Genomic DNA, 19,488 nt, shown 5'->3' on the forward strand with positions numbered 1-19,488 from the left:
AGGTTGGTGATCGGGTGCCGGGGTAAACTGACACCCGCTCAGGTCCACACACAGGAGATTCGATGGAAAGCGATCTTGATCAGGGCACACTCGCCGAAATCGAGGAGATGATCAGGGACTGGAAGGCACTGGGGCGGTCTCTGGAGTGGATCGAGAACAAGCTGCGGCAACCTCCTTTCAGTCTGATCGATGGATCCCACAGATCGCAGGCTCTGATCAACTACCGGATCAAGAACTCGTTCTCGGCAGAGCCGTACATCCGGGACACCTCTTTCAGGGACAGACGAATCACTTCCGAGGGCATCTGGTATTCGCCCGAGGCGTGCGGCGACACCTACTGGGCACCCGTCAGGGAACTGATCCGACAGGACATCGGTGACGAGGCACTGGAGGAGGTGGACAGATCCTCGACCGCGATCATCAACTCCATCGACTGCCCGAGGGGCGAGAAGGTGGATTCCAGAGGTCTCGTGGTCGGCTACGTACAGAGCGGAAAGACGACGAACTTCCTCTCCGTCATCGCCAAAGCCGCCGATGCGGGATACCGGTTCATCATCGTCCTGTCCGGTATGACGGATGCGCTCAGGGAACAGACCCAGCAGCGCTTCGAGGAGAAGCTCCTTGCCCCCAACGGCGACAAGTGGCGGCGGATGACCCACCCCAACTGCGACTTCGGTGCATCAAAGGATGACGAGTACCAGAACGCCGCCTTCGATCTCAGCCAACCAGACGGACGGTACATCGCGGTCGTTAAGAAGAACGGGCACGTGCTCAAACGCCTCAACCGCTTCCTACGGAGCGGCGGTGTGCATACGGCACAGTGCCCGATCCTCGTCATCGATGACGAATCGGATCAGGCGAGCATCAATGTGTCGAAGCAGCAGAAGGCCGAGATCTCCACGATCAACGGACAGATCCGGTCCCTGCTCGAGAACAAGAAGGTCGCGTACATCGCCTACACCGCAACCCCGTTCGCGAACATCCTCGTCAATCCGAACGATGTTGAAGACATCTACCCCCGGGACTTCATCACGGTCCTGAATAAGCCGAAGGGTTACTTCGGCGCAGAGGATCTCTTCGGCCGAGAGGCGCTGAGCCACGAGAACTACGAGGAGAACGACGGCAAGGACATGATCCGGATCATTCCGGACGAGGAAGCCAAGTCACTCAAACCCCCGACCCGTCAGAAGGACAGGGATGCGGGGCCGTGGTCGCCCGAAGTCCCGGAATCACTCACCGACGCGATCCGGTGGTTCATCATGGCCAGCGCAGCCCGGCGGTTCAGAGGACAGGCGCACAAGCACTCGTCCATGCTGATACACACCGCGATGCGGACCGAGGAGCACGAGATCACCGCAGCTCTGGTGGAAGACGAGATCCGTGGTCTCCGTGCGGAGCTCGCCGGACACTCTCCGGTAGACGACTGGAGAAGCCAGTGGGAACAGGAATGCGCGAGAGTCCCGTCATCGGATTATCCGGATCTTTCCACCGTGAGTTTCGCGGATATCGCACCGCTGATTCCGGAGGTGCTGGGCGACACGAAGGTCGTGATCGACAACAGCAGGTCGGACAGGAGACTCGAGTACGGCGACGACAGACCGGAAACGGTCATCGCCATCGGCGGAAACACCCTGGCCCGTGGGCTCACTCTCGAAGGTCTTCTCTCCAGTTACTTTCTCCGCAACGCCAGCGCCTATGACACGCTCCTCCAGATGGGGCGCTGGTTCGGGTTCCGCAACGGCTATCAGGATCTCCCCCGGGTGTGGCTCACTTCCGAGCTCGCCGGTTGGTTCCGCGATCTGGCGCTGGTCGAAGCTGATCTGCGTATGGAGATGCAGCGCTACGTAGAGGAAGGCATCACGCCTCTGGAGTTCCAGGCCCGGATCCGTGTCCACCCGTCACTCGAGGTGACGAGTCGTGCGAAAGCCCAGAACATGCGGAAGGCGAAAGTCAGCTACAGCGGAAGTAAACCCCAGTCGATCCTCTTCAAGCATCGTGACCACGAATGGCTGAGCAACAACATTGAAGCGGCCAGGAATCTGGTTTCCTCGATCAGTGACGGCGGACCGGTACTTCTGGGAGACGGCCCGCTGTCCAACGGATCATACGTGTACCGAGGTGTCGACACCGACGACATCATCGCGTTCCTCCGGTCATACCGCTTCCACGAGAAGTCGACCCTGGGCAAGGACGCCAACGGAAAACTCATCGACTACATCCTGGAGGAGACGGCCGAAGGCTCCATCACGAGCTGGAATGTCTCGTTCTTCGGACGCGGGAAGACAGGCGAGACCGGGACCATCGATCTGGGGCTACCTGGTGAACTCCAGATGATCTCACGTGCCCGGATGCGGGACGGGAATCCCGAATACGCGAACATCAAGTCACTCACCTCCCCCTTCGACCGGATCAACGACGCCACCGCCGACAGCGAGGTTCGGGAGACTCTGATCAAGAGCTCCAAGGAAAAAGGTACGAGTCGGGAACGCAGGCTGCTCGAGATCCACGACGACCACGCCGGGATGGGAACAGGTCACCTGGCGATCTACGCGATCGACAGGAACTCGGTTCCACAGAGGTCGTCCGAGAAAGGGAACATGGTCCGCGAGCCACTCCGGGCCGTGGACGATCTGATCGGTGTGTGCGTCTTCTTCCCCGAGTCCTCACGAACCAATTCAGCGGTCGACTACGTCTGCACGGTCGCACCCGAGGATGAGGTGCTCGCCGCCTACCAGACGCAGGAGGAAGAACTCCGGGCGGAGACCGAGAGACAGTCAGAGGACGAACTGTGAATCCGGATTTCCGCGACTTCTCCCGTACCGCCTTCATCTCCCTGAGGACTCCCGCACCCGGGTTCGGGAAGGAGAACCTGTCCGGAGCACTCCTGAGGATCGCGGAGGGAGAAGTCAGACTGTCACACGGACACGGCGGCCAACTGTCCGTCCTGGTACCGGTGACGGAGACCGCCTACCGCAGTTTCCGGCCCGACACCCGCGGACAGGCGATCAAGGTTACTGCAGTGAGGGTCGAAGGAACCCCGCACATTCGTGTGCGACTCGAGCTACCGCGGTTCGAAGATACGTACATGCAGTTCACGGATGCGCTCCTGCGTGATCTGAAGGACGCCGACGGGCCATCGGAGACGATCATCCTCAGAGCAATTCAGGACTGGAGGAACATGCTCCTCCTCTCGATTCCGACGGGGCAGATCCCGGTTGAGGAGGAGATCGGGATCCTCTGTGAGCTCGAGGTCCTACGAAGCCTGATCCACCGGGACGGCCCAGCCGTTCTCCGCCGATGGACGGGACCGGAGAAATCCAGGCACGACTTCGAACTCGACGGTGTCTCCGTCGAATGCAAGGCGACGACGGCGTCCAACGGTCTGCCGGTAGTCATACACGGTGCCGAGCAGTTGACGGAATCCCCGGGCAAACGCCTCGATCTGGCCGTGCGACGATATGTTCCGGACCCTGACGGAACAATGTCCGTTCCGTCACTGCGTGACTCGATCTGCGCCATTCCGGGTGTCGACACGCGCAGGTTCCTTTCCTCACTATCCAGCCTCGGAGTCGCCATGGCGGACCGCGATGAATCCGGCGAAAAGCTGTTCAGGAGGTACTCCCCAGGCGAGGCGGTGGAGTTCGTCGTCTCCGATGGATTCCCACGTTTGACGGGGATCGGAACGACGGGAAGGATACAGCAGGTTTCATACACGGTCGATCTCTCCGACCCCGGTTCGATCACGGGTTACCGCGCCGGTAACCTCTACCTGAACCCGACAGGAGCACGATGAGAACCTTCCACCACAACCAGATCTTCGATCCGTCCGGTGGTTTTCACGCAAGCTCCGCGAAGCGGACCATGACCGGACAGTCGATGAACATCTGGGAGATGTTCACCCGCGAGTCCCTGCAGAACAGCTGGGATGCGAGAGACCGAGTTTCCGCCGAGGACGGTGTCACCTTCGCAGTGGACTACGACGTCATCGAGGGCGCGGAACTCGAGATTCTCCGTTCGGTGATTCTCGGTGACGACTTCATCGGTGTCCCGGCATTGGAATCACAGATCGAACAAGGGACGGTCCCCCTCCTGACTGTCAGCGACACCGGTACCGTAGGGCTACGGGGTCCGAGCAACGCCACCTCCGCGACCACGGGACACACTGAGTTCACCTCTTTCGTCCGCAACATCGGCCGCAGCGAACAGAAGGAGCTGGCCGGTGGAACCTACGGCTTCGGGAAAGCGGTGTTCTTCATCGCCAGCAGGGTCGACACAGTGATGGTCTACACGCGTACGGTCGACGAAAATGATCAAGCGGTGCACCGCTTCATCACCATGGCCCTGACCGACGGGTACCAGGACGGATCGGTGAATCACACAGGCCGTCACTGGTGGGGTGTTGAAGCCGAGGCGACCACCGAGACAGGCTCCGTGACGTACGCCGAACCGTTCACTGGCGAGCTGGCTGACCGGTGCGCGGCAGCCATGGGTATGGACAGGTACTTCTCGGAGGAACGTCCGACGGGGACAGCCATCTCCGTCATCGCACCCGATCTGGCCGACACGGAAACCAGCCTCAGGAACATCGCACGTTCACTGACTCGGTGGGCGTGGCCGCACATGGTCACCACCGAACCTGACCTCGATCCCATCGAATTCCACGTGAATCTGCGGGGTTCGAGAATCGATATTCCCGAACCCCAGGATGATCCGGCACTCAGGTCATTCGTCCAGACCTACGAGCGGGCGCTGTCCATGCAGCCCTCAGAGTCGGAGGAGTGGAGGGAATCGCTGATCTACAGAACGACGAGGGTATTCACCGGCAGACCGAGGAAGAAAGAACTCGGTCGGCTTTCGGTCAAGACTCTCGTCGCCCCTGTCGACGAGAGAGACACCGTGGTCGGTAAGACCATCGAGTCCGAGATCGCGCTGATCCGAAATCCACGGATGATAGTCGAGTACTGGAAGGGGCCTGCGGATATCACCGGCGAGCCATATTGCGGAGTGTTTCTCGCGGACGACTCGGCAGACAGGGTGTTCGCCCGCAGTGAACCTGCTGCACACCACGAATGGAACCACGAGTCAATCCAGAATGAGAAGGGTATTCTCGAGGAGTTCTGGGGTTCCGACAGTAGAAACAACCCCGTGAAGATATTCTTCGAGCACATGCGCTTGCTGTTGAAGCGATCGGTGAGGAAGAACATCGGACGAGGGGACGACCGTCATTTCGCCGCGGCAACCGATATCGCGAGAGGACTCGGCGACTATCTAGCCAATTCCGTGGGCGGTGTGGACACCCGCGTCAGAACACCCAGGCGGGCCTCCGGTGGAGGAGGAAGGCGGAAGTCCCGCGCCGGGCTTCCCGGCACCGATGTGAGACTGGTCGACCTCAGACGGACCGAGGGAGGTCAGATCACCGCGATCTTCGACATCGGAATCGACGCCGATGATGACGTCTATCCGGTCCAGCTGAAAGCGACACCCGTGATACGCACTGACGGGTCCGACGTCAGGTTCGAGGATGTCGAAGACGCCGGAGTCGATTTCCCGGTCTTCGAGAGGTGGGAAGTGATCTCCGGCAATCCACAGTCCAGCGCATCATTCACAGACTCTTCACTCATGCTCACCGAACCCGCCAGCCGAATTCGGGCATCAGTGATTCAGCCAGCTGACTGCGCGATCACCCTGTACGTCGACATCGTCCAAACCGACGGGGAAACGGAGGGCGCACAGCGATGAGAGTCGTCAGCTACGGCTACCTTCGTCCGGATGAGGACTGCGTCCTGATCTCCGGTTGGGACTTCAGTGTCGATGGCAAGCATGTTGCGGATCCTGATTCCCCTCCGGGTTGGGACTATGAAATTCCCGTCTCCTGTCGTGTCAGTCTGAACATCGATATGGCGGAATTGCTCACCGGCTCCCGGCTAGCCGAATCCCTTGCCGATGCCGAGAAAAGGGGGGTCAGGGTCTCCGCTGTTCTCCGGTGGGAATCCAGCCGGACCGGACAGAGAGGAGCCAGCGCCCGCCAGATCGTCAGGAACGGGGAGAACTCTCTCTTCCTCGAGGTTCCCGGAAATCTCCTCGGTGGGCACTTCGCGGTTACCCCTGTCGTCGTGCTCGAGGAGAATCCCCATCCCCTACCGCAGTCGATCTCTCCGGTGCGCCCGGGATCAATCCTCTGGGAGGGAACCAAACGGTTGCTCCCTCTCGAAGGAGTTGGAGCCCAGTTCCCGACTGCCGCGGTCGATTTCAGGAAAGCCGGATTCGAATCAGCCGGCGCCCTGTGGTTCATCGATCTGCATGAGGATCTCGATGTTCCGAGCCAGGCGGGAGCCCGGATATTCCTGAACACAGCGAACAAACGGATCCTCCGTATGCTGGAGGACCCTGAATGCACCGAATCCAAACAGCTCCGGGTGATCATGGAGTGCGAGGTTCTCACACATCTCCTCATCCATGCCGCACAACGGTTGGACTCCGGAACCGCTCACGAGGATCCCGACCCCGAGAGTTTCCGGGAGACACTGCATCAACTCCTCAATTCCTTCTTTCCTTCAGAGAGACCTGAACAACTCCGTGAGGACATCGGACGTATCGCCGCGGTCGCGCAGGACCGCGTACTCCACCAGGGCCGGAAATAATGACGACTAAGAACTATCCACGGTTGGGTTACGCCGCATCAGTCCGTCTCATCGAACGTATGAACCGTGTCGAGTTGGCGACCTTGGCGAGAACCGCATCCACCAGCCACCCCCAGCAGTACGACTATCCGACGGCAATCAACACCTGCAGTGAGTCCGAGCTGGCGGAACTGAGGATCAGGGCCCTCGAGATCGCCAAACGCCACGGTTACCCGGAGAGATCAACGAGGTCCAACAAGAAATCTCTCTTTGACAGGGACATGTCCGCGCTCCTCTACGGAAAACTCGACCTGATCGAGACAGAAGCCGCACAAGAGGAGGTGTGGAATTTCCTGACCCTCGTGGTCCTACCTGACATCGCGAAATGGCGGTACGAGAATTCAGGGAACTCCCTCAGCTACAACCGGTGGCTCGGAGGAAAGCGGAACGTGTTCCGGAAACTCTGGTGGCGCGAGGCCACGCTCGGCAATGCCCTGAACTCGAAGATATACGAGGACGAGGCGGTGAGTGTGATGGAACGGGCACGTCTGAGTGGTCAACCGGCGGTCGCCCGTGCCATGGTCCGAGGTTTCCTCGACTCGGTTGAACGGTACCCGGACACCGCACGCACTGTCCTCATGCGTGCGGGTGCACTGCGCGTCCGGCAGCTCGTTCCGATTCTGTGTCTCGAGTCACTGACCGAGGATGAGCTCGATGTACTCATCCTCGATGTCTTCCGGAAATCGAGTGAAGCCTGTGCCGGAAAGGTCCCTGGCCCGGTACCGGAAGAAGAATAGGGACCGGACACATCACACCTCGAGAGGTTCACACGTTGCAGCACACAGTCTCCGTCGCTCCTTCGGCACGGCGTTTGACAGGTTCTCTACGGGACATCGGCTACAGCTTCGAGTCAGCCGTGGCCGACCTGGTGGACAACAGCATCACAGCGGGAGCGACTCGCGTCGACATCCAGATCACTTTTTCCGGATGGGAGTCGTTCGTCCGCATCGTCGACGACGGTTCAGGGATGGATGACATCGGCATCGACGAGGCGATGCGCTTCGGGTCCGACCGTGTGTACGGATCCGGGGACCTGGGGAGATACGGTCTCGGGCTGAAAACAGCCTCCATCTCCCAGTGCAGGCGCCTCGAGGTCGTGTCCATGACCCGTACATCGGACACCCACGCCGCGAGAACCCTGGACCTCGACTTCATCCAGGACACCGACAGTTGGGTCGTCCTGGACACGAGGGATGAAGAGGAGACACTGGAGGCGAGAAGACTCCTCCGCAAGGGCTACGGAACGGTGGTGACGTGGCGCAGATTGGACCGTATTCTCCCACACAGGAACAAGGAGAACGGCTGGGCGCGGAAACGTGTCGAGAACCTGGTACCGAAGCTGAGTCGACATCTCTCGATGGTGTTCCACCGCTTCCTGTCAGGCGAACGTCCGGAGATCCTCGCCATCACCGTCAACGGTGAGTCCCTCACACCGTGGGATCCTTTTGCCCGGGAAGAGGCGGGGACCCGCTGCATCGGAACGGATTCCTTCGAGGTCGAGCACCGCCACGACAGCGGCTTCGTCACCCTCAACCGTTATCTTCTTCCCCCGAGATCCGATTTCAGTACTCCCGAAGCGTTCGAGAACGCGTCCGGGCCACAGAAGTGGGCGAAGCAACAGGGGATATACATCTACCGCGCCGACCGGCTGGTCCAGTGGGGAGGGTGGGCCGGTATCCGGACCAGCGACGAACACACGAAGCTCGCCAGAGCTTCACTCGATTTCGACACCGATCTCGACGCCGCGTTCAACATCAACGTCGCCAAGATGAAGGTCACCATTCCGCACCAGGTCCGCAAGATGCTCGCACGACCTATCAACGAGCTCTGCATCGAGGCGGACCACACCTACAGAAAGAAGACCCGGGAGGCGCTCACTGCGCAATCCGGTGGTGCAACGAACCGTCGCTCCGGCTTCGGAGGGCAGGGTGAATCCGCTGAGGTTCTGGGTACGGCACTTCGTTCCGCGGCGGTCCGTACCGGCAACGTTGACGCACTCAAGTCCATGATCCGGCTGCTCCGCGAGGAATCCCCCGAACTCGCGGAGCAGCTCGGCCTCTAACCGCGGAGAAAACCCTACCCACTCAACGGTAGGGACCTCTGCCCCTCTTTCCCGGTGTGGCCGCCCACGCACGGTGCTCCCTTCAGGTCAGGGCACAGTCCACACTCCGGTGAATTTGGTGTGCACCTGGAACGGGCGATCTCGAAGAGTGCGAGATGCGCCTCACGCGAGTGGACGTTCATTCCGAGCATCTGGGCGACGCTGAGACGACCGGAGCTGTTCCGGTTCCGTGATTCCGTGTCACGGTCCAGGAAACAGCTGGTGATCCGGAGGATTCCCCGTCCGGCGATCACGGGTTCTCCGCAGAACTCACCTGATTCATCCGCGACCGGGATCGCGAGCTCGAGGAAGTCGATGAGTGCGGGAGTCAGGGACGGCAACGCAGAACGTGAGATGTGGGGGGCCCAGAGTGCCTCCGGTTCACGGTCCATCTCGACGAACAAACGCTCGACACGTTCCAGTCGTTTCCCGTAGTTGGGGCCGACCAGGAATCTGATCGCCTCCCGGGTCGTCTCGGGAACCGTGGATCCCGTTTCCACGTCCGGAAGAGAACTGATTCCCTGCCAGACCGACCGGACCGTGGCCGGTGCCGCACGTTCGGTGAGGATCTCGGCGACGGCGGCACGGAAACGGGACCCCGATCTAGCCCACGGGTACATGAGATCACGGTCATCGAGCCCCCGGTACCACTCGGCGAGATGCCTCGCGGTTGCGCGCGCCCCGATGGGTTTCTCCTCTCCCCTGCGGAGGGAATCCATCACAGCCCGACCGACGGCTTCTCCGAGCCGGACCGGAACGGCATTGCCGATCTGCCGGAACGCCGCACTCGGTGGTCCGCTGAACCTGAAGTCGTCCGGGAAGGTCTGGATTCGGGCGGCTTCCCTCACTGTGAGTGTCCGGGACTGGCGGGGATGGATGAAGCTGTAGCCGTCCTTGGCGATGTGGGCGGTGATGGTCCGCGACAGATCGTCCTCATCCAGTCTCTTGTACTTGTCGTCGAAGATGTCGCTGCGGTACCTGCGGAGATGGTCGGGGAGATCCGAGTACTTGGTGTCCGACGTCATCATCTCGAAGGCGATCCGGTCGTCGTCCCGCACAGGGCGTGTGATGTGATCGTAGAGTTTGTGCCGGTCCTCCTCCCGGACACGGCGCCTCAGGTAACGCTGGGTTTCGGTCACGGGTCCCGGGTACCGGATCCATCCCTCCGCCCCCGCTTCCGGACGCCATCCGCCTTCGACCTCCGGCATGTCACCGATGGTGTTCCACACTGTGACCTTGGTCTTCCGTTCCTCCGGCCACTTGAACTTGACCCCGTCCCTCAGTGCGACGAGGATTAGGCGCTGCCGGAACTGCGGTACGCCGTATCTCCATGCATCGACGACCCGCTCCTCCACGGCGTATCCGAGCATCTCGAGTTCCTCGATCATGCTCCTGAGAATGAACATCTCCTTGTCCAGGGCCATGTCCGGGACGTTCTCCATGATGACAGCCCTCGGCCGTGCCAGTTGAACGACCTCCAGATAGGCCCTCCAGAGGTCACGCCTGGTGTCCCGCGGATCCCGGAGTCCCTTCTCGACCAGGCTTCGGATCCCGGACCTTCCCGCCTTCGAGAAGGGTTGACACGGAGGTCCACCGGCGAGGACCTCGATGCCGCATTCCGTCATGAGATCGGCGACCCGTTCCACCGACTGCGGGGTCGACAGGTCCCATTCCACCGACATTCCGGGAAAGTGGGCCGAGTGTGTCTCGACCGCATAGGAGTAGTGGTCGACGCCGAACACCACCTCGATTCCGGCTTCCGTGAGACCGAGGCTGAGTCCTCCCGCACCTGAAAAAAGATCGGCGCCGAGCACAGCTCCCTCCGAACGACGGCGACGACAGTAGTCCCGGAGTTCCTCTTCCGTCGTGCAGTGGTCGGCGTGCTCGGGCAGCTTCAGAAGCGGGCCACGAATCTGCTTGACGGCGTACGGATCTGTTGAGGACACCCCTAGAAATCTAGTCTCACCCATGGCACAGCCCCCAATTGCCCCACCCACGATCGGAACGACGGTGTCCACCGTGAGTTCCGGGCCGGGGATCTATCTCAGTTGTCTCCACAGCCATTCGATCTCGTCTGCGATCTCCTCGGTGTCGTCGTGTTCCCAGTAGTGGAGGGACGTCCACCCGAGCCGTTCCAGCTCGAGGTCCTTCCTCCTGTCACGTTCCCGGTTCGCGGCGATCTTCTCCTCCCACCACCGGCGGTTGTTCTTCGGCGAGGTCGCGTGAATCGGACATCCGTGCCAGAAGCAACCGTCCACGAACACCGCTATCCGGGCGGCGGTGAACACTATGTCAGGGCTTCCCGGAAGTCCACCGACATTGACACGGAACCGCAGACCCCGCCGGAAGAGTTCCCTCCGGAGCCTCAGCTCCGGTCCGCTCCCCCGACGTGGCATCTTCTTCATCTGCCGTGTCACGGTCTCGTTGAGTGGAAGAGGACGTCCGTGGTTCGGGCGCCGTTTCCCCGGGCTCTCCATGTCGATCTCCCGATGCTCCGATATTCTTCCGGTCACAATGGGATGACGCACCAGGACCGGTCGCCCCGATCCACTCCGGGGCCCCGTTGAAACAGCCTGCCACAGCTCCCACAGCGCTGCGGGGGTTGGGCCCGACGGCCACTCCACCGGCGACTCCGGGTGTGCCCATGAAAGAGTGGAGTCGGTCAGTACCGGCTGATCACCATCGCCTGGCCCTGGCCACCGGCACCGCATAGGCTCACCGCGGCGGTTCCGCTCCCGCGCCTGATGAGTTCGTACACCGCGGTCACCAGGACGCGGGCGCCGGAGGCACCGAGCGGATGTCCCAGAGCGATCGCGCCTCCGTTGGGATTGCACCTACCCATGTCCAGGTCCAGGTCTCGCAGGGATTGCACGACCACGGCGGCGAAGGCCTCGTTGATCTCGATGAAGTCGACGTCCCCGAGCCGTACCCTGCTGTCCGCCAGGGCCTTCTTCAGGGCGTCGGAGGGCTTGGAATGGAGGTGGTGGTCCGGCCCCCCGGTGCTTCCCGAGCCCTCGATCGTGGCGAGCACGTGCAGTCCGTGCTGTTCCGCGTAACCGCGGCTGACCACGACGAGTGCCGCTGCTCCGTCCGAGATCTGGGAGGAGTTGCCCGCGGTGATCGTTCCGTCGCGGGCGAATGCCGGGCGGAGTTTCCCGAGGCTCTCCAGGGTTGTGTCCGGCCGGATCCCCTCATCGGTGTCCACGACCAGGGGTTCACCCTTCCGTTGCGGAACGGTGACCGGGGCGATCTCGTCGCGGAACCGTCCCTCCTTCTGTGCCTCGTGGGCACGGCGGTTGCTGAGCTCCGCGATGGCGTCCTGCTGTTCACGGGTGATGCCGCGGTCCCCGTTGCCTTTCTCCGTCAGAGCACCCATGGTCTCCCCGGTGTACGGGTCCCGGAGCCCGTCGAACAGCATCGCGTCCTGCGCGGTGGTCGGCCCCAGTGCGGTTCCGGAACGTGCCGCGGTGAGCAGATGTGGTGCACGCGTCATGGATTCCTGTCCGCCGGCGACCACGACCTCCGCCTCACCGCACCGGATGATTCGCGCGGCCTGCGTGACCGCCTCAATGCCGGACAGGCAGGCCTTGTTCAGGGTGTCCGCGAACGCGCTGAGGGGAATCCCGGCGTTGATCGCGGCCTGACGTGCCGGAACCTGGCCGGAGCCGGCCTGGATCGTCTGTCCCATGATGACCTGGTCGATGTGTCCCGGTTTCACCCCTGCCCGTTCAACGGCGGCTCTGATGGCGGTTCCCCCGAGCTCAACCGCGGAGACGTCCTTCAGCGTCCCGAGCAGTTTTCCCTGCGGTGTGCGGGCGGCGCCCACGATGACGGCCTCGCGTTTCATGGTGTCTCTCCTTCGATTCGGGTCGCTCCACCGTCGTCGATGACGGTGAATGCTGCTTCGGTGGCTTCCTCGATCTCCGCGAGGCTGACGCCCGGCGCGAGTTCCCGGAGGACCATTCCCTCACGTTCGGTGATGTCGAACACCGCGAGGTCCGTGATGACTCTGTCGACGACCTGTGTCCCGGTGAGCGGCAGGGAGCATTCCCGCTTCAACTTGGGGCGTCCCTTCTTGTCGACGTGATCGGTGAGGACGATGACCCTGGGGGCGCCGGCCACGAGGTCCATGGCTCCACCCATCCCCTTGACCATGACCCCGGGGATGATCCAGTTCGCGAGGTCCCCTTTCTCGGAGACCTCCATGGCACCGAGCACCGCGAGTTTGAGGTTCCCGCCCCGGATCATGGCGAAGCTCTCCGCCGAGTCGAACACCACCGCTCCCCTGTTCAGGGTGACGGTCTGCTTTCCGGCGTTGATGAGATCCGGGTCCTCGTCCCCCTCGTACGGGAAGGGCCCCATGCCGAGGATCCCGTTCTCCGACTGGAGGATGATATTCACGCCGTCAGGTAGCTGGTTGGCGATCATCGTGGGGATCCCGATCCCCAGGTTGACGTAGTCACCGTCGTTGATCTCGGCTGCGGCGATGGCCGCCATTTCTTCTCGTGTCCAGGCCATGTCGGCTCAGTTTCCTTTCCCCGCGTCGGCCCGGTCGGGCCGTGGTCGGGTGGTCACCCGTTCGATGGGTTTGGTCCGGGGCGCGGCGGAGACTAAATGCTGGACGTAGACCCCCGGTGTGTGGATGAAGTCGGGGTCGAGTTCACCGAGGTCGACGATCTCCTCCGCCTCGGCGATCGTTGTACGTCCGGCCATGGCGCACACCGGGTTGAAGTTCCGCGCGGTGCGGTTGTAGACGAGGTTGCCGTTGAGGTCCGCCTTGGCGGCGTGGACGAGGGCGAGATCCGTCTTGATCGCATGTTCGAGTATGTAGTGGCGGCCCTCGATCTCGCGCACTTCCTTTCCCTCGGCGATGATCGTCCCGTAGCCGGTGGGGGTGAAGAACGCGGGTATTCCCGCCCCGGCGGCACGTAGCCTCTCGGCGAGAGACCCCTGGGGGACGAACTCCAGCTCCAGTTCGCCGGAGAGGTACTGGTCGGAGAACACCTTGTTCTCGCCGACGTAGGAGGCCAGAACCCGTTTCACCTGCCGGGACTCCAGGAGCAGGCCGAGGCCGAGGCCGTCGATGCTCATGTTGTTGGAGACGATCGTGAGGTCCCTGGCCCCCGAGGCGTGGACCGCCTCAATGAGGTCGTAGGGGCTACCGGACAGTCCGAAGCCACCTACGGCGATGGACATACCGTCCCTGATCAGTCCCGACACCAGTTCCATGGTGTCGGTGTGTAGCTTGCTCACGTGCTGCTCCTCAGATTTGTGGGTTCCCGGCCGGGACCGGAGGCACACTCGGATCGTGGATGTCTGGAATCTGCGCTCAGAGGGCTTCGAGACGTTCGAGGACGGTCTCCGGCTCCGCTTCGGCCGGAATCTGTGTGACGAGGAAATCAGCCTCCGGCACGGTCCCCGACCCCAGCCAGTACCCCGGTTCGATGGTGGCTCCGCGGACGTCCTTTCCCGCGACCTCGACACCGTTCTCCGTCTGCAGCATCACGGACCATCCGATGTGTTCCGCGGCGTTGATCACAGGCTGGTAGGCGGCGATGTCCTCGGGAGGGAGTTCCGTGTAGGCCCCGGAGCGACGCCCGTCGAGGAGGAGCCCGGTGACGGGCGCGTCCACGAAGCGGCGCAGCCAGTCGGCGACGTACATCGCGGCGGATTCGGCATGGTCCCCGGTGATCGAGCTGAAGTCGGCGTTTCCGGTGGTCTCGGCCGCCCATGCGAGCCAGATGAGTGGAGACGGCATGCGGAGCAGGAAGGGTACCCGGCTGGTGTGGCTCGTCGCCGTGAGGATTCGGCCGGCCGCGGTGGCGGGAGTGTCGTCGGCGAGCATCGTCCGCAGGGCGTATCCGGTCCGCGAGCGCGCGCCCATCGCCGCGACGAGATCGGGGTTCGACGCCAGTGCCGCGCCGTAGAGTGCCCCGAAGTCGACGACCGTGGCATCCGATTTCAGCATCCCCTGTGCCTGACCGTAGTAGCTGGCGGTGGCGGGGGCGTCGAGGTAGGGAAGCTCGCCATGCACGATGACCCGTTCGCCGAAGGGGACGTGATCGAGGAACACCGCGGTACCACGATCCGAGGGTGGGTTGGTGATGAGATCGGTGAGGGATGTCGGGGTCATGGGATGCTCCTTGCCACTGGGGCTGTGTCGGGTGTGGAGATGGTGATTCCCTGGGGCGGCGGGGCCACCCCAGGGTTGCGTGGAAACGGGTCAGCTCTTCTTGGAGACCATCTCGCCGTGCTTCTCCTCGAGTTCGGCGATCCGGGCCTGGAGAGCATCGATCTTCAGTTCACGACGGTCCGGGATCATGACGATCGGCAGTTCACCGGGCCTGCCGGTGACGCGCTGCCTGCCGTTGACGGTGAATACCGTCGCGGTGAGCTCCTCGGTGTCGTCGCCCCAGTTGCCGTAGTAGAGCAGATCCTCCGGCGGCTCATCGGTGACGAATTCCTCGATGAACTCGGCGTAGGGCTTGCCCTGGGAGAGTCGTTCCCTGCGGCGTGCCTCCCTCAGGCGCTTCGTCTCCTCGGCGTCGAGGCGGAAGTGCTCCTCGTCGTACGCGACACAGAAGATGTCGCGGGCGACCTTCGGGGATATGCGTCCGAGTTCCGCGTCATGGACGACGGACTCGGGGTCGCGTTCGATCGGGTCACCGTAGCCGCCGCCGGCACCCTGGGCGATCATGTACAGCTCGCCGTCCTTGGCCACGTCGAACTGCAGGCCCATGTGGGAGGTCATGTACTTGGCGCCCTCGAAGGGGCGCTCGTTCATGACCTTCTCGATGGAGAGATCGAAGGTGCGCGAGTCCCTGCGGAAACTGTCGTAGGTGTTGACTCCCTTGACCATCGAGAGCGGGTAGGCGCCGCAGCCGTAGCCACCGAACATTCCGTAGATGGAGCTGAACTTCGACCCGGAGGTCACCGTCATGAAGCCCCAGTGCGGGGTTCCCTCGGAGGCCACGATCATCTCGTAGCCCATTCCTCCGGTGAACTTGCCGAAGCCCATGTTGTCCTTGATCAGACGCTTCGACACGAGCTGCATGAAGGGGACCTCCTCCTCCATGATCTCCTGCTCGGCGGTGTCCGCCATGGCGCAGAAGAGCGGGGAGACGGAATCCTCACCGTCACGGAAGGGCTTGGCTCCACCCGGCATACCGTTGAGGTCCGCGCAGAGGTTGCCGACCTGGTCGCCGTGCTGGGTTTCCCCACCCCAGAGGAACGTGTTGATCTGGTTGTACCAGTTCGCCACGACGTTCGAGTACTTGCGTGGCGTGGAGAACTGCATCTTTCCGTAGAGCGCCTGCATGCAGGAGAAGCCACGGAAGGATGCCTGGAGGGACTGTCCCATCGGCGCGTCGTAGGATGCGTCCGACCAGGTTCCCTCGTCGGAGATGATCTCGATGCAGCTCATCGCCGAGGTGCACCGGGGCAGGTCCGGCCACCAGAACGCCAGGATCGCCTGCATCATCATCGACTTCACGGAACACAGTGGCGAGTTCATCGCCCGGTTGAGGATCTCCGGTCCGGATCCCCTCAGGTCCACCGTCATCTGATCACCCTTGACGGTGATCTTGCACGCCATCTTGATCAGGATGTTCTCCTTGAGGGTGGAGTCCATGAACTGGTTGAAGGAGTAGGTCCCGTCCGGCAGCTCGCCGATGCGGCGGTGCACCTCGGCGTCGACGTCCTCGATGGTGATCCGGATCGCAGCCACGAAGGTCTCGACCCCGACCTCGTCGATGAGGGTGTTGATGCGGTCCATGATCCGGTTGACCGCGGCGATCTTGACCTTGAGGTCGGCGAGCTGGAGCTTCGGGTCCCGGACGGAGTGCTGGAGGAAGGTCAGCAGGTCTCTGCGGAGATGCCCCTTCTCGACGATCTTGAACGGGCTCATCCGCAGACCGTCGTCGAAGGGGGTCTCGGATCCGGAGGGCATTCCTCCGGGTTCGCAGGCGCCGTTCTCACCCTCGTGGATCGTGGCGGCGACCCAGGCGATGATCTCCCCGTCGCGGATGATCGGCATGATCATCGACTGATCGGTGTTGTGCACGTTGCCGTAGCGGGCGTCATTGTGGATGAAGCCGTCACCGGGATGGATGCCCACCGTGGGCTCGTCCTTCCAGTACTTCATGATGTACCGGATCGGGTGGTGGAGGATCGCAGAGAAGGCGATGACCCCGTGGCAGGAGAGGTAGGACACGTCCCCTTCCGCGGTGTAGATCGCGGTGGTCAGGTCACCCCACTTCGCCCCCGGGGCCGCGCCCTGGGCCTCGCACATCTCGTAACCCTCGTCGAGGGCGCCGGAGATGCGCTTGCGGATGCGCTCGACCTGGATGCGGTCGATGCCCTTGGCGATGCACTCGTCCTCGTACTCGGTACGTTCGGCGATGCTGTGGCTCCGCATGATCTCCGGGTCGGGCCCGAGGAACAGGGTGGTCTCGTCCATGAAGGCGTCGACCCACTCCTGTTCCTGTGCGGTGAGTTCCTTGGCCGGGGTGGACGTTGTCGTGTCTTTGTCGACTGTGGTCATTGCAATCTCCTCGTGGTGTCGTTCATCAGTCCTGCAGGAGCCATACGGCGCCCTGTTCAGTGGGTTCCAGGTGCCATCCGGGTTCGACCAGGAATGTGGTGTTCTCCGTGGTGACGATCGCCGGACCCGGGATGACCGCATCGGCGGTCAGGGCGTCCTGGTTGTACACCGGAGTGTCAATGGCCCCGTCGACCTCGACGAAGTGGACGCGACGCTGACCCACGGCTTCGGGAACGGTCCTCTCGGCGCTCTCCGTGAGCGAGTCGAAGTTGACGGTGTCGCCTTCGACGTAGGAGGCGACGCGAACGGTATTCACGCGGATACCCGCCTCCGGGGCGGCGCAGTTGGAACCGAAGCGGTGACTGTAGACGTCGCCGAAGGTCTTGATCATCTGCAGGACGTCGCCGACCCCGTTCATCCTGTTGATGTCCAGCGTCACCGCCTGCGTGAGGAGCTGGTTCCCGTAGCGCATGTCGAGTTCGAGGCGGTACCTGACGTCCTCGGCGTCGAATCCCTGACGGCGCAGGTCCTCGCGTCCGCGGGCCTCGAGATCCTCGACGATCTCGTTGAAAGCGTCGTAGTCGTCGTAGAGCTCCCGGGTGGTTGCGTTGTACATCGTGATGTGGGTGCCCCGCTCGTGGAAGTGGAGCTGCTGCATGTTTCCCGCGCCACAGGCGGAGAACACGGAGCTGAACGGAGGAACGAGCACGCGGGTGATGCCGACGTGGCGCGCGATGCCGCAGGCGTGGAGCGGTCCGTTGCCGCCGTAGGCGAGCATCGTGAAGTCCTCGGGCAGGTAGCCGCGCACGCGCAGTTCCTTGCCGATGCCGATCGCCATCTGCTCATCGACGGAGTTCTTGATGAGCTTCGCGATGTCCAGGACATCCATGTCCATCTCATCGCAGAGGGTCTCCTCGATGGCGAACGTCGAACGCTTGGGATTCAGCTTGATGTAACCGTTGGCGTAGTTGTCCGGGTCGAGATAGCCGAGAAGCAGGTCGGCGTCGGTGACCGTCGGTTTGAGGCCGCCACGGTCGTAGCAGGCCGGTCCCGGATTGGAGCCCGCGGACTCGGGGCCGATCTTCACGGACTGGTGGATGCGGTCGTAGCTGGCGATGGATCCGCCACCGGCACCGAGGGTGTCGAGGTGGACCATGGGGACACTGACCAGCCACCGGTCGATGGTGGGCATGAAGTCGTAGTGCTTCACACCGCCCTCCGGTACCAGACCGATGTCGAAGGACGTTCCGCCCATGTCGGTGCTGATGACACTGCCGATGTCGGTGGAGTTCGCGAGGTGCTCCGCGGCGCCGACGCCGGCGATCGGCCCGGAGTGGATGGTCTGCAGGGCGTCCGTCGAGTTCATCTGGGCCATTCCACCCGAGTTGTGGTTGACCAGCATCGGCTTGGTGTAGCCGGATTCACGGAGGTTGTTTGACAGCTGGCTCAGCGCGTGGAACATGATCTCGTGGAGGAAGGCGTCGACGATGGTGGACGTCGCGCGGACGTACTCACCCTTTCGTCCGGATACCTGGTGTCCGAGGAGTACCGGGACGGCCCCGAGTTCGTGGGAGGGGTATTCCTCCAGGAGGATCTCCTGGATCTTGAGCTCGTGGACGGGGTTCTCGGTGGCGTTGGTCAGGGAGACGACGATGGCCTCCGCACCTGCGTCCATCAGTTCCCGGACGACGTTCCGGACGTCCTCCTCCCGCAGTGAGGCGACGACCTCACCCGCGGAGTTGATGCGTTCCTTGACCGAGCGGATCAGGGCACGCGGTACGAGGGGTTCGGGCCGCTCGGCGGCGGGCATGTTCTGCTGCATGGAGTAGTCGAGGCCCTCGCCGTAGCCCCGGCCACGGGACAACGGGATCGTGTCCTCGAAGCCGTGGGTGACGATCGCTCCGACCCTCGGGCCCTTGCGCTCGATGAGCGCGTTGGTACCCAGCGTGGTCGCGTACCGTACCGAGTCCACTCCGGACAGGGCCGTCCCGCGATCCAACCCGGCGCGCTCACAGGCCAGGTCGAGTGCCTCGTTGAAGCCCAGAGCCAGGTTGTGGTGTGTAGTCAGTGCCTTCGCTTCGATGTAGGTGTCGTCCCACACGAAGAAGCAGTCGGTGAATGTGCCGCCAATGTCGACGGAGATGCGTTTCATGGATGTCTCCTGT

The 19,488-nt window shown here is 62.6% G+C and carries 14 protein-coding genes; 6 read left to right on the forward strand and 8 right to left on the reverse strand.

The genetic code is table 11. The features are described from left to right. Positions 1-62: 62 nt before the first annotated feature. The 6 genes from KRX55_RS05005 to KRX55_RS05030 all read left to right on the forward strand — a co-directional run bounded on the left by KRX55_RS05005 (position 63) and on the right by KRX55_RS05030 (position 8,742). Positions 63-2,792, forward strand: a complete 2,730-nt coding sequence (locus KRX55_RS05005) for a Z1 domain-containing protein (RefSeq protein ID WP_218406687.1) — start codon at positions 63-65, stop codon at positions 2,790-2,792. After that, positions 2,789-3,793, forward strand: a complete 1,005-nt coding sequence (locus KRX55_RS05010) for a PD-(D/E)XK motif protein (protein WP_218406688.1) — start codon at positions 2,789-2,791, stop codon at positions 3,791-3,793. The genes KRX55_RS05005 and KRX55_RS05010 overlap by 4 nt, the downstream gene beginning before the upstream one ends. Next, positions 3,790-5,739 (forward strand): hypothetical protein, encoded by a 1,950-nt coding sequence (locus KRX55_RS05015; protein WP_218406689.1) that lies wholly within the window; start codon positions 3,790-3,792, stop codon positions 5,737-5,739. Before KRX55_RS05010 ends, KRX55_RS05015 begins: the two co-directional genes overlap by 4 nt. After that, positions 5,736-6,641: a hypothetical protein gene (locus tag KRX55_RS05020; protein WP_218406690.1), complete on the forward strand. Its 906-nt coding sequence runs from the start codon at positions 5,736-5,738 to the stop codon at positions 6,639-6,641. The genes KRX55_RS05015 and KRX55_RS05020 overlap by 4 nt, the downstream gene beginning before the upstream one ends. Further along, on the forward strand, positions 6,641-7,417 hold the full coding sequence (locus KRX55_RS05025; protein WP_218406691.1) for a hypothetical protein: 777 nt from the start codon (positions 6,641-6,643) through the stop codon (positions 7,415-7,417). Before KRX55_RS05020 ends, KRX55_RS05025 begins: the two co-directional genes overlap by 1 nt. A gap of 74 nt (positions 7,418-7,491) precedes the next feature. Then, entirely contained in the window at positions 7,492-8,742 is a 1,251-nt protein-coding gene (locus tag KRX55_RS05030; protein ID WP_255567563.1) for an ATP-binding protein, read from the forward strand. Positions 8,743-8,756: 14 nt separating this feature from the next. Here the strand turns inward: KRX55_RS05030 and KRX55_RS05035 are convergent, their stop codons facing one another. From KRX55_RS05035 to KRX55_RS05065, 8 genes are all read right to left on the reverse strand, one after another. After that, complete coding sequence (locus KRX55_RS05035) at positions 8,757-10,727, reverse strand: DNA cytosine methyltransferase (protein WP_218406693.1); 1,971 nt, start codon at positions 10,725-10,727, stop codon at positions 8,757-8,759. A gap of 93 nt (positions 10,728-10,820) precedes the next feature. Then, positions 10,821-11,198 (reverse strand): DNA mismatch endonuclease Vsr, encoded by a 378-nt coding sequence (gene vsr / locus KRX55_RS05040; RefSeq protein ID WP_370625751.1) that lies wholly within the window; start codon positions 11,196-11,198, stop codon positions 10,821-10,823. Positions 11,199-11,443: 245 nt separating this feature from the next. Next, entirely contained in the window at positions 11,444-12,628 is a 1,185-nt protein-coding gene (locus tag KRX55_RS05045; RefSeq protein ID WP_218406694.1) for an acetyl-CoA C-acetyltransferase, read from the reverse strand. Next, on the reverse strand, positions 12,625-13,299 hold the full coding sequence (locus KRX55_RS11825; RefSeq protein ID WP_255567564.1) for a 3-oxoacid CoA-transferase subunit B: 675 nt from the start codon (positions 13,297-13,299) through the stop codon (positions 12,625-12,627). Before KRX55_RS11825 ends, KRX55_RS05045 begins: the two co-directional genes overlap by 4 nt. A gap of 6 nt (positions 13,300-13,305) precedes the next feature. After that, the gene (locus tag KRX55_RS11830) at positions 13,306-14,034 is read right to left on the reverse strand and encodes a CoA transferase subunit A (protein WP_370625752.1); all 729 of its coding nucleotides are present in this window, start codon (positions 14,032-14,034) and stop codon (positions 13,306-13,308) included. A gap of 76 nt (positions 14,035-14,110) precedes the next feature. Further along, complete coding sequence (locus KRX55_RS05055; protein ID WP_218406695.1) at positions 14,111-14,914, reverse strand: hypothetical protein; 804 nt, start codon at positions 14,912-14,914, stop codon at positions 14,111-14,113. A gap of 90 nt (positions 14,915-15,004) precedes the next feature. Further along, positions 15,005-17,323, reverse strand: a complete 2,319-nt coding sequence (locus KRX55_RS05060) for a hydantoinase B/oxoprolinase family protein (RefSeq protein WP_218406696.1) — start codon at positions 17,321-17,323, stop codon at positions 15,005-15,007. 25 nt (positions 17,324-17,348) lie between these two features. Then, positions 17,349-19,475, reverse strand: a complete 2,127-nt coding sequence (locus tag KRX55_RS05065) for a hydantoinase/oxoprolinase family protein (RefSeq protein WP_218406697.1) — start codon at positions 19,473-19,475, stop codon at positions 17,349-17,351. Positions 19,476-19,488 lie beyond the last annotated feature (13 nt).

Source organism: Corynebacterium sp. TAE3-ERU16, assembly GCF_019209935.1.
GTDB classification, from domain to species: domain Bacteria; phylum Actinomycetota; class Actinomycetes; order Mycobacteriales; family Mycobacteriaceae; genus Corynebacterium; species Corynebacterium antarcticum.